9 protein-coding genes are annotated in these 12,024 nt (G+C 63.9%); 7 read left to right on the forward strand and 2 right to left on the reverse strand.

All coding sequences use genetic code 11. The features are described from left to right. Positions 1–181 precede the first annotated feature (181 nt). Together G5S42_RS00220 and G5S42_RS00225 are read left to right on the forward strand one after the other, a co-directional pair. Positions 182–1,918 carry a proline--tRNA ligase gene (locus G5S42_RS00220; RefSeq protein ID WP_176105002.1) on the forward strand — a complete coding sequence of 579 codons (1,737 nt, stop codon included), beginning with the start codon at positions 182–184 and terminating at the stop codon, positions 1,916–1,918. A gap of 12 nt (positions 1,919–1,930) precedes the next feature. Further along, positions 1,931–2,530, forward strand: a complete 600-nt coding sequence (locus tag G5S42_RS00225; RefSeq protein WP_176105003.1) for a MarC family protein — start codon at positions 1,931–1,933, stop codon at positions 2,528–2,530. A 92-nt stretch (positions 2,531–2,622) separates the two neighbouring features. Here the strand turns inward: G5S42_RS00225 and G5S42_RS00230 are convergent, their stop codons facing one another. Next, positions 2,623–3,174 (reverse strand): hypoxanthine-guanine phosphoribosyltransferase, encoded by a 552-nt coding sequence (locus G5S42_RS00230; protein ID WP_176105004.1) that lies wholly within the window; start codon positions 3,172–3,174, stop codon positions 2,623–2,625. A gap of 158 nt (positions 3,175–3,332) precedes the next feature. Then, positions 3,333–4,700, reverse strand: coding sequence for a signal recognition particle protein (gene ffh / locus G5S42_RS00235; RefSeq protein ID WP_176105005.1), 1,368 nt, complete (start codon positions 4,698–4,700; stop codon positions 3,333–3,335). A gap of 81 nt (positions 4,701–4,781) precedes the next feature. On the opposite strand from ffh, the gene G5S42_RS00240 reads away from it, so the two are divergent. The 5 genes from G5S42_RS00240 (at position 4,782) to G5S42_RS00260 (ending at position 11,963) form a co-directional block, all read left to right on the forward strand. Next, positions 4,782–5,705, forward strand: a complete 924-nt coding sequence (locus tag G5S42_RS00240; RefSeq protein WP_176105006.1) for a cytochrome C assembly family protein — start codon at positions 4,782–4,784, stop codon at positions 5,703–5,705. Between the two features lie 8 nt (positions 5,706–5,713). After that, the gene (locus tag G5S42_RS00245) at positions 5,714–6,016 is read left to right on the forward strand and encodes a PP0621 family protein (RefSeq protein ID WP_176105007.1); all 303 of its coding nucleotides are present in this window, start codon (positions 5,714–5,716) and stop codon (positions 6,014–6,016) included. Then, on the forward strand, positions 6,013–6,609 hold the full coding sequence (gene ampD, locus G5S42_RS00250) for a 1,6-anhydro-N-acetylmuramyl-L-alanine amidase AmpD (protein ID WP_176105008.1): 597 nt from the start codon (positions 6,013–6,015) through the stop codon (positions 6,607–6,609). The genes G5S42_RS00245 and ampD overlap by 4 nt, the downstream gene beginning before the upstream one ends. A gap of 533 nt (positions 6,610–7,142) precedes the next feature. After that, positions 7,143–10,154: a ribonucleoside-diphosphate reductase subunit alpha gene (locus tag G5S42_RS00255; protein ID WP_176105009.1), complete on the forward strand. Its 3,012-nt coding sequence runs from the start codon at positions 7,143–7,145 to the stop codon at positions 10,152–10,154. Positions 10,155–10,739: 585 nt separating this feature from the next. Further along, positions 10,740–11,963: a ribonucleotide-diphosphate reductase subunit beta gene (locus G5S42_RS00260; protein ID WP_176105010.1), complete on the forward strand. Its 1,224-nt coding sequence runs from the start codon at positions 10,740–10,742 to the stop codon at positions 11,961–11,963. Positions 11,964–12,024 lie beyond the last annotated feature (61 nt).

The raw sequence follows: 12,024 nt of genomic DNA on the forward strand, positions 1-12,024 counted from the left end.
CGGTTTTGCGTGCCCGATCCCTTGCGAGAGGCTTTGCGCGGCGGTTTCGGCGCCGCACGGGGGCAGGGTGCCGCCAGTCGCGCGAACCCCGCTGGCTTCGCCGCTGATCTGTGTCGATTTTCCCCATGTTTTCACCTTTTCTGGCGGTCCCACCGGAAGCCGCCGCTTTTGGACACCTTGAATGAAAGCTTCCCGTTTCTTTATCGGCACCCTCAAAGAAGCGCCCGCCGACGCCGAAATCATCAGCCACAAGCTCATGGTGCGCGCGGGCATGATCCGCCGCGTCGCGGGCGGTATCTACAACTACCTGCCGGTCGGCCTGCGTTCGATCCGCAAGGTGGAAGCGATCGTGCGCGAGGAAATGAACCGGGCAGGCGCCATCGAGCTGTTGATGCCGGCCGTGCAGCCGGCCGAACTGTGGCAGGAATCGGGCCGCTGGGAAAAGTATGGTCCCGAGCTGTTGCGCTTCAAGGACCGCAAGCAGGCCGATTTCGTGATGGGCCCGACGCACGAGGAAGTCGTGACCGACATCGCGCGCAACCAGATCAAGAGCTATCGCCAGTTGCCGGTCAACTTCTATCAGATACAGACGAAGTTCCGCGATGAGATCCGTCCGCGTTTCGGCGTGATGCGCGGCCGCGAATTCATCATGAAAGACGCGTACTCGTTCGACAAGGACGCGGAAGGTCTGCGCGAGTCGTATCGCAAGATGTACGACGCTTACGTGCGCATCTTCACGCGCCTCGGCCTCGAGTTCCGCGCGGTCGCGGCGGACAACGGCTCGATTGGCGGCAGCGGCTCGCATGAGTTCCACGTGATCGCCGACACCGGCGAAGACGCGATCGCCTATTGCCCGAGTTCCGATTTCGCCGCGAACGTCGAGGCCGCCGACGCGCTGCCGCTGATCGCGCAACGCGCCGCGCCGGCCGAGGACATGAAAAAGACCGCGACGCCCGGCAAGGCGAAGTGCGAGGCGGTCGCCGAACTGCTGAACATTCCGCTCGAGCGCACGATCAAGTCGGTCATTCTCGCCACCGAAAACGAAGGCGCCGAGCCGACCATCTGGCTGCTGATGCTGCGCGGCGACCACGACCTGAACGAGATCAAGGTCGGCAAGCTGCCCGGCCTCGCCGACTTCCGCATGGCGACCGAAGCCGAGATCATCGAGACGTTCGGCACGCCGCCGGGTTATCTCGGTCCGATCAACACGAAGAAGCCGGTCAAGGTGATCGCCGACAGCACGGTCGCGAACATGAGCGACTTCGTGGTCGGCTCGAACGAGGTCGACTATCACACCACCGGCGTGAACTGGGGCCGCGACCTGCCGGAGCCGGTCGTCGCCGACATCCGCAACGTGAAGAAGGGCGATCCGTCGCCGGACGGCAAGGGCGTGCTCGACATCTGCCGCGGCATCGAAGTGGGCCACGTGTTCCAGCTCGGCACGAAGTACTCCGAAGCGATGAACGCGACCTGTCTCGACGAAACCGGCAAGCCGCGGCCGATGGAAATGGGCTGTTACGGTATCGGCGTCACGCGTATTCTCGGCGCCGCGATCGAACAGAATTTCGACGACAAAGGCATCATCTGGCCGGAGTCGATCGCGCCGTTCGAAGTCGTGCTGTGCCCGATGGGCTACGACCGCAGCGACGCGGTACGTGAGCAGGCCGACAAGCTGTACGCGGAACTCGTCGCGGCCGGCATCGACGTGATCCTCGACGATCGCGGCGAGCGTCCGGGCGTGATGTTCGCCGACTGGGAACTGATCGGCGTGCCGCATCGGCTGGTGATCGGCGACCGCGGGCTGAAGGACGGCAAGATCGAGTATCAGGGCCGTCGCGACGCCGAAGCGACGCTGCTGCCAGTCGCGGACGCCGCGCAGACCGTGATCGACAAAGTGCGCGCGGCGCTCGCGAACTAAGCGGGGCGGGCAGTGGAGTACACCTTCCTGTCCGCGACGGTGCTGCTGATCCTGATCACCGATCCGCTCGGCAACATCCCGATCTTCATTAGCTGTCTGCGTGGGGTGTCGCCGGAGCGCCGCACGGTGGTGATCCTGCGCGAGGTCGCGATCGCGTTTGCGATCCTGCTGGTGTTCATGGTGCTCGGGCAGAGCTTTCTGCGCATGATGAGCCTGAGTGACCAGTCGCTGCGGATCGGCGGCGGCATCGTGCTGTTTCTGATCGCGCTGCGCATGGTGTTTCCGCATCCGGACGGTCCATTCGGCGGCGACGCGCGCGGCGGCGAGCCGCTGATCGTGCCGCTCGCGATTCCGGCGCTCGCAGGTCCGTCGGCGTTGGCGACCGTCATGCTGCTGACCTCGCAGGCGCCGGGCAAGACGTTCGAATGGGTCGGCGCGCTGACCGTCACGATGATCATCTGCGCGATCGTGCTGATGCTCGCCGAGCGCATTCAGGCGTGGCTCGGTGAACGGGTGATGGCGGCGTTCGAGCGGCTGATGGGGCTGGTGCTCGTCGCGATTTCAGTCGAGATGATGCTCGGCGGGATCCGCTCTTTCGTGCACAAGTTGTAAGGCGGGAGCCGGTGCGCGAGCCGCCACCGTCGCAGCCATAAAAAAAGCAGCCGGGCAGGCTGCTTTTTTTCGCCGGTACGCGGATGCGCCGCTCACGCCCCCTCGGTCAACGCCCGAATGGTCGGCAGATTGCGCCAGTAGCCCTTCGCATCCATCCCGCAGCCGAACACGTACCGGTCCGGCACTTCGAAGCCGCAGTAATCAGGGCGCAGCGGCTTCGCCTTCGGAATGATCTTCTCGCACAGCACCGCGGACAGGAAGCGCTTCGCGCCCATCGCGAGAATGCGGTCGCGGATCGCGGCCATCGTCTCGCCTTCGTCGAGGATGTCGTCGAGCACGAGCACCACGCGATCCTTGACCGACTCGGCCGGCGCGACGCGCCATTGCATCTCGTTGCTGCCCTTCGTCGTATTGCGGTAGCGCGTCAGATGGATGTAGTCGAACTCGAGCGGGAAATCGAGGTGCGGCAGCAGCATGCCGGTGAACACCGCGGCGCCGCCCATCACCGACAGCACGAGCGGGAAGTCCTCGCTCATCTCGTCGCGGATGGCGGCCGCCATGCGGGTGATTGACGCAGTGACGTCCGAGGCCGAAACGATCTCTTCGGAATGTTGAAAAATCTGCAGGGCTTCTTCGCGGTTCATGACGTCTGACGGCCGATAACTGTATACGTAGTGTGAGTGGCAACATCCCGAGGGACGTTCCCGCGAGGGACGACGCGATGCGCTACAGAATAAACCCGCACGATGCCGAAGTCAGCCACGCCGCGCATCGGCGCGAGCGCGCGCCGGTCCCATCAAGCTTAGCGCATGCCGGGCATCATGCCCTTCATGCCGCGCATCATCTTCTGCAGGTTGCCGCCCTTGAGCTTCTTCATCATCGTGCGCATCTGTTCGTACTGGTTCAGCATGCGGTTGACTTCCTGCACCTGCACGCCCGCGCCCGCGGCGATGCGGCGCTTGCGGGTCGCCTTGATCAGTTCGGGTTTGGCGCGCTCGGCCGGCGTCATCGAGTTGATGATGCCTTCCATGCGGCGCATCTGCTTCTCGGCCTGGCTCATGTCGGCGCCGGCGGCGGCCTGCTGGAACTGCGCGGGCAGCTTGTCCATCAGCGACGACAAGCCGCCCATGCCCTTCATTTGCGAGAGCTGCGCGCGGAAATCGTTGAGGTCGAAGTCGCCGCCTTTCTTGACCTTGTCGGCGAGCTTCTGCGCGGCCTGCACGTCGACGCCGCGCTGCGCTTCCTCGACGAGCGCGAGAATATCGCCCATGCCGAGAATCCGGCTCGCCATGCGGTCGGGGTGGAATACTTCGAGGCCGTCGAGCTTTTCGGCGACGCCCACGAACTTGACCGGCTTGCCCGTCACGTGACGCACCGACAGCGCCGCGCCGCCGCGCGAATCACCGTCGAGCTTGGTGAGCACGACGCCGGTGAGCGGCAGCGCATCGCTGAACGCCTTCGCGGTGTTGACCGCGTCCTGACCGAGCATCGCGTCGACGACGAACAGCGTTTCCGCCGGCTTCAGCTCGGCGTGCAGCGCGGCGATTTCCTGCATCATCGCTTCGTCGATACCGAGACGTCCGGCCGTGTCGACGAGCAGCACGTCGTGATAGTGGCGCTTGGCCCAGTCGACCGCGGCGCGCGCGATGTCGACCGGCTTCTGGTTCGGCTCCGATGGGAAGAAGTCCGCGCCGACCTGCTCGGTCACCGTTTTCAGCTGCGCGATAGCGGCGGGACGATAGACGTCGCACGAAACCGTCAGCACCTTCTTCTTGTACTTCTCGCGCAGCAGCTTCGCGAGCTTGCCGACCGTGGTCGTTTTACCGGCGCCCTGCAGACCCGCCATCAGGATGATCGCAGGCGGCGTGACGGCGAGATTGAGTTCGGAGGCCTTGCCCTCGTAATCGCCGCCGATCACCGCGGTCAGCTCGCGCTGCACCACGCCGACGAGCGCCTGACCCGGCGACAGGCTGGCGATCACTTCCTCGCCGAGCGCCTTCTCCTTGACCTTCGCGATGAACTCGCGCACGACGGGCAGCGCCACGTCGGCCTCGAGCAGTGCGAGACGCACCTCGCGCAGCATTTCCTGGGTGTTCGCCTCGGTGAGCCGGGCTTCGCCGCGCAGCGTCTTGACGACGCGCGCCATCCGTTGAGTCAGATTGTCGAGCATGGGGAGCGATGAACGGTGGGGCCCGCGCAGCGCGCGAAGCAGAAGGCGTCGCGGGGAAGGGCCCTAGTGTAAACTTCGAATATGGATATTGTACTGTATGCCCTCACCGCGCTTCTCTACGGCGGTCTTGCCGTGGCCGGCTGGCGCTCGCACCGGCACGCGGCCGTGCGTCCGCTGCTCGAGAGCGTGCCGCCGCTGCCCGATCAAGCCGTGCACGCGGGCGCTCTGGTGGCCTCTGGCATGAGCGCGCCCGGGCGCGCGCTGTTATTCGTCGCGCTGCTCGCTCACGGCGTACTGCTGCATACCACGATCTTCCCGCAGAACGCGATGGTGTTCGGCTTCGCGTTCGCGCTGTCGGCGATGTTCTGGCTCGGCGCCGGCATCTACTGGATCGAAAGCTTCTTCTTCCCGCTCGACGGACTGCGCCTGCTGGTGTTGCCGCTCGCGTGCGCCGCATCGCTGCTGCCGCTCGCGTTCGGCGGCGTGCGCGTGCTGCCGTATGCGGCCGCGCCGATGTTCAAGCTGCACTTCCTGATCGCGAACATAGCGTACGGTCTGTTCGCGATCGCCGCGCTGCACGCGGTGCTGATGCTGGCGGTCGAGCGGCGTTTGCATTCGATGCGCGGCGCTCTCGCGCAGCGACACGCGGCGTCGGGCAACGGCTGGTGGTCGAGCTGGCTCGACACGCTGCCGCCGCTGCTCACACTCGAGAAGCTGCTGTTCCGTCTGATCGGCGCCGGCTTCGTGCTGCTTACGCTGACGCTGCTGTCGGGCATCCTGTTCAGCGAGCAACTGCTCGACCGCGCGTTGCGGCTCGATCACAAAACTGTGTTCGCGATTCTTTCGTGGGTGATGTTCGGCGCGCTGCTGACGGCGCGCAAGGTGTCCGGCTGGCGCGGCCGTGCGGCATTGCGCTGGGTGCTGGCCTCGTTCGTCGCGCTGTTGCTCGCGTACGTCGGCAGCCGTTTCGTTTTAGAGGTGCTGTTGCACCGGCCTGTAGTGTGAGCGTCCCCATGCGACAAATCTTTTTGCTGATTCTGCTGTTCATCGTCGGACAGTGGCTCGTGAAGGCACTGCGCCGCCACGACACGCAACGCACCGGCGCGCGCGGCGCCAACGGTGCCGGCGCCGCGAATGGCGGCGCGCGTTCTTCGAATGGACAACAGCCGCAGCTTGCCGAACCGATGATTCGCTGCGTCGAGTGCGGCGTGCACGCACCGAAGAGCGATTCGGTCAGCGTCGCGGGGCAGGCGTTCTGTTGCGCCGCGCACGCGCAGCGTCACGGCGCGCGTCCGAGCGGCCGCGACGCCCGATGAGCGACGTCTTCACCGTCGATGCCGACGGCTGGGTTCCCGCCGCACGCAAGCTCCCCTCGCCGAACTTCGAAGCGCGGCCGCAAGGCGCGGTGCCGACCCTGATCGTCGTTCACAACATCAGCCTGCCGCCGAACGAGTTCGGCGGCACCGCGATTGCCGAGCTGTTCCAGAACACGCTCGACTGTGACGCTCACCCGTACTACGACTCGCATCTGCGCGGCGTGCGTGTGTCCGCGCATTTCGTGATTCATCGCGACGGCGCGCTCGAGCAGTTCGTGTCGTGCAACGAGCGCGCGTGGCACGCGGGACCGTCGAATTTTTTCGGCCGCGAGCGCTGCAATGATTTCTCGATCGGCATCGAGCTTGAAGGCAGCGACACCACCGCCTTCGAAGCGGCGCAATACCGCACGCTCGCCGCGCTAGTGAGCGCACTGAAGGCGCGCTATCCGATCGACGCGCTTGCTGGTCACTCCGACATCGCGCCCGGTCGCAAGACCGATCCCGGTCCACATTTCGAGTGGCCGCGGCTGCAACGCGACACGTTGCTCGACGGTCGGTATTTCCCCTATCTCAAGTTTTCCGAAACGCGGTAATCCCCCTTCGCACGATCTTGCGTGATCCGCAGAGAACGAGGCGCAGCCTGCTTCTCCGGGGAGCTTATGCGCGTCGCGCGACGCAAAAGTCAAGACTTCGAACGCAAATAAAACGGTTTGACCTGTCTCGAATCTCCACTATACTTGGTGCCGACAACTGAGTTTCGCACTATATCTTGTGTTGTGCTGTGAATAACCATGTGCATAACCGAGTGAATAAGAGTGGATAAGTCTGCGGCGCCCCGCTCCCCGAGCACGGCGCCGCAAGCATTCCAGGCAGCGAAAAAAATTCCTGGGGCGCAGCCGTTGGGGGATCTCCGGCCGCATCCAGAAGCATTCAGGAAAGGACCAGCCAGTGATCGCGACCGACCCGATGAAGACCGTCATCAAATCGAACCAGGCTTCCTCGCAGTTGCATCCCGCCAACCGGCGTAGCCGGCCTTCCTGCACCTCATCGCTCGCGCACGCGACGGCGCGGCGTTCGATTTAATCCGCGGCACCCGCCGCCATTTCCAAGACCAGGAGCTTTGCACATGCAAACCACCGACAACGTGACGACCCGGTACGAGGGCTCACCGACTGGCCAGGCTTTCGGCCAGACTCACGGCGCACAGTCGCTCGCGCCGCAAGCGAGCTACGCCGACTACAAGGTGATCCGCCGCAACGGCACCGTGGTGTCGTTCGAGCCGTCGAAAATCGCGATCGCCGTGACGAAGGCGTTCCTCGCCGTCAACGGTGGTCAGGGCGCGGCGTCGGCACGGGTGCGCGAACTGGTCGAGCAACTCACGCAGAACGTGGTGCGCGCGCTGCTGCGCAGCCGTCCGAACGGCGGCACGTTCCATATCGAAGACATTCAGGATCAGGTCGAACTCGCGCTGATGCGCGGCGGTGAGCACAACGTCGCGCGTGCTTACGTGCTGTATCGCGAGAAGCGCAACCAGGCGCGCGCACATGACGACCATGCAGATGCCGCGAGCACGCCGGGCCTGAACGTGACCGACAACGGCATCACGCGTCCGCTGGACATGGCCGCGCTGCGCGGCATCATCGAGTCCGCATGCGCGAACCTCGGCGACGCGGTGAGCGCCGAGCCGATCGTCGCGGAAACGGTGAAGAACCTGTACGACGGCGTGCCGATGAGCCAGGTGTACGACTCGGCCATCCTCGCTGCCCGCACGATGATCGAAAAGGACCCGGCTTACAGCCAGGTCACCGCGCGCATCCTGCTGCACACGATCCGCCGCGAGATCCTCGAAGAAGAAGTCACGCAAGCCGAAATGGGCGAGCGCTACGCCGAGTACTTCCCGCAGTTCATCAAGCGCGGCGTGCAAGCCGAGCTGCTCGACGACAAGCTGCTGCAGTTCGACCTGAAGCGTCTGGGCGCCGCGCTCGACGCGAACCGTGACCTGCAGTTCGGCTACCTCGGTCTGCAGACGCTCTACGACCGCTACTTCCTGCATCACGACAACGTGCGTATCGAAATGCCGCAGGCATTCTTTATGCGTGTCGCGATGGGTCTGTCGCTGAACGAGATCGACCGCGAAGCGCGCGCGATCGAGTTCTACAACGTGCTGTCGAGCTTCGACTTCATGAGCTCGACGCCGACGCTGTTCAACTCTGGCACGCGCCGCTCGCAGCTGTCGTCGTGCTACCTCACCACGGTCGACGACGACCTCGACGGCATCTACGAAGCACTCAAGGAAAACGCGCTGCTGTCGAAGTTCGCCGGCGGTCTCGGCAACGACTGGACGCGGGTGCGCGCGCTCGGCTCGCACATCAAGGGCACCAACGGCAAGTCGCAGGGCGTGGTGCCGTTCCTGAAGGTCGTCAACGACACGGCGGTCGCGGTGAACCAGGGCGGCAAGCGCAAGGGCGCGGTGTGCGCGTATCTCGAGTCGTGGCACCTCGACATCGAGGAGTTCCTCGAGCTGCGCAAGAACACCGGCGACGACCGTCGTCGCACGCACGACATGAACACCGCGAACTGGATTCCCGACCTGTTCATGAAGCGCGTGATGGAAGGCGGCGACTGGACGCTGTTCTCGCCGTCCACCTGCCCGGATCTGCACGACAAGTTCGGCGCCGAATTCGAAGCGGCTTACACGGCTTACGAAGACAAGGTCGCGCGCGGCGAGATCAAGCTGTTCAAGAAGCTTCCGGCGGCGCAACTGTGGCGCAAGATGCTCGGCATGCTGTTCGAAACCGGCCATCCGTGGATCACGTTCAAGGACCCGTGCAATGTGCGCTCGCCGCAGCAGCACGTCGGCGTCGTTCACTCGTCGAACCTGTGCACGGAAATCACGCTGAACACCAGCGACGCCGAAATCGCCGTCTGTAACCTCGGCTCGGTGAACCTCGTCGCGCACCTGAAGGAGCAGGCCGACGGCACGGTGGCGCTCGACCACGACAAGCTCAAGCGCACGATCAGCGTCGCGATGCGCATGCTCGACAACGTGATCGACATCAACTACTACGCGGTCGCCAAGGCGCGTAACTCGAACCTGAAGCACCGTCCGGTCGGCCTCGGCATCATGGGCTTCCAGGACTGCCTGCACGTGCTGCGCACGCCGTACGCGTCGCAGGAAGCGGTCGAGTTCGCCGATCGCTCGATGGAAGCGGTTTGCTACTACGCGTACTACGCGTCGACCGAGCTCGCCGAAGAGCGCGGCCGCTACTCGAGCTACCGCGGCTCGCTGTGGGATCGCGGCATCCTCCCGCAGGATTCGGTGGCGCTGCTCGCCGAAGCGCGCGGCGGTTATGTCGAGGTCGATTCGAGCGAGTCGATGGACTGGCCGGCGCTGCGCTCGCGCATCGCGACCTACGGCATGCGCAACTCGAACTGCGTGGCGATCGCGCCGACCGCGACGATCTCGAACATCATCGGCGTGTCGGCGTGCATCGAGCCGACCTATCAGAACCTGTACGTGAAATCGAACCTGTCGGGCGAGTTTACGGTGGTCAACGACTACCTGGTGCGCGACCTGAAGGCGCGCGGTCTGTGGGACGAAGTGATGGTCGCCGACCTGAAGTACTTCGACGGCACGCTGTCGCGCATCGACCGCATCCCGGCCGACCTGCGCGCGATCTACGCGACCGCGTTCGAAGTCGATCCGGTGTGGCTCGTCGAGTCGGCCTCGCGTCGTCAGAAGTGGATCGACCAGGCGCAGTCGCTGAACATTTACATGGCGGGCGCATCGGGCAAGAAGCTCGACGAGATCTACAAGCTCGCATGGCTGCGCGGTCTGAAGACCACCTACTACCTGCGCACGATGGCGGCGACGCACGTCGAGAAGTCGACGGTCGCGCACGGCGCGCTGAACGCGGTGAGCTCGGGTCATGACGGCTCGGGTGGCGCAGGCGGCGCGGCAGGCGGCTTCGGCGTGGGCGGCGCGACGGGTGGTGTGGCGGGTGGCGTGAGCGGCGGCTTCCAGGCAGCGGCAGCGACTGCCGCGGTCGCAGTCGAAGCGGCACCCGAAGCGGATGGTCCGGTCTGCATGATGCGTCCGGGCGATCCTGGCTTCGACGAGTGCGAGGCTTGCCAGTAACTAGAGGCAAGCAGCGGGAGCGATGCTTGCTAACTGCACACGAGGGTCGTAGGTGATGACCCGCAGGCGGCGAGCGACGCGCCCCGTTGATGAAGTAGAAGCAGGTCGATGAGCGGTGAGCAGTATCGAAGTCTCACCGCTCGTCGATGCAGCGAAGCAACACAGCAGTTGGCAACACCAGACGATCGCTCGACATGGCATCGCACCTCAACCGCCAACGCTGACGCAACACGCTCGACGCGGCTCACCGCCGACTCTCGCGATGAGCGATTCGCGCGGCATCGACCGGTCCATCGAGCAGTCGGCGGATGCCGCGAACACGCTGCGCAATACATATAGATAGAGCAACGAAACGTCGTCTCGAAACGTTGCTCTTCGAGTTCGCAAAGGACCTCGGCAACACATGTTCAACACGCGATCATCACGCGTCACTCGATGCGTGACTGCATGAGTCACACGCAGCATGTCGAACAAAGTGTTGTATGAACGTAGCAACGCGAATCGAAAACAGGAATTTTCGCGAGTGAGCTCTTTTATCGCTCGTGAAAAGATGGTACAAACCGTTCTAAATTGATGGTGACATTTATGCTCAACTGGGATGACGAGATCACTGCCGTAACTCCCTCGAGCGCGACGCAACCGAACGTGTTGCGCAACGCTGCGGGGTCGGTTGTGGGTTCGCAAATCGGAACGCGTTCCGCTCCTCATGCTCCATCCGCTCAAGAAGTCTTCGCGAACGACATCGCTGTCGCTCCCGTCGCTCATGCTGCCAACGCGGCGGCCGCTTCCGAAGCGCGCGTCAATGTCGCCGACAAGCGCATCATCAACGGCCAGACTGACGTCAATCAGCTGGTGCCGTTCAAGTACAAGTGGGCCTGGGAAAAGTATCTGGCGGGTTGCGCCAACCACTGGATGCCGCAGGAAGTGAACATGTCGCGCGACATCGCCCTGTGGAAAGACCCGAACGGGCTGACCGAAGACGAGCGCCGCATCGTCAAGCGCAACCTGGGCTTCTTCGTGACGGCCGACTCGCTCGCCGCCAACAACATCGTGCTGGGCACCTACCGCCACATCACGGCGCCCGAATGCCGCCAGTTCCTGCTGCGCCAGGCGTTCGAAGAGGCGATCCACACGCACGCTTACCAGTACATCGTCGAGTCGCTCGGTCTCGACGAGGGCGAAATTTTCAACGCGTATCACGAGGTCCCGTCGATCCGCGCGAAAGACGAATTCCTGATTCCGTACATCCACGTGCTGACCGACCCGGCCTTCAAGACCGGTACGCTCGAAGCAGACCAGACGCTGCTGCGCTCGCTGATCGTGTTCGCCTGTGTGATGGAAGGCCTGTTCTTCTACGTCGGCTTTACGCAAATCCTGGCGCTCGGCCGCCAGAACAAGATGACCGGCGCGGCGGAGCAGTACCAGTACATCCTGCGCGACGAGTCGATGCACTGCAACTTCGGCATCGACCTGATCAACCAGATCAAACTCGAAAACCCGCACCTGTGGACGGCTGAGTTCCGCGCCGAAATTCGCGCGATCTTCCAGCAGGCGGTCGAGCTCGAATACCGCTACGCCGAAGACACGATGCCGCGCGGCGTGCTCGGCCTCAACGCGTCGATGTTCAAGAGCTATCTGCGCTTTATCTGCAACCGCCGTTGCCAGCAGATCGGTCTCGATCCGCTGTACCCGAACGAGGAAAACCCGTTCCCGTGGATGAGCGAGATGATCGACCTGAAGAAAGAACGCAATTTCTTCGAGACGCGAGTGATCGAATATCAGACTGGCGGTGCGCTTTCCTGGGAGTGAGCCGGGATTCGCGTCGCGGATGGTTTCATTGATGGGGATGCCGCCGCCTGTGGCCGCGGCG

It is taken from the genome of Paraburkholderia youngii (assembly GCF_013366925.1).
Lineage (GTDB): Bacteria > Pseudomonadota > Gammaproteobacteria > Burkholderiales > Burkholderiaceae > Paraburkholderia > Paraburkholderia youngii.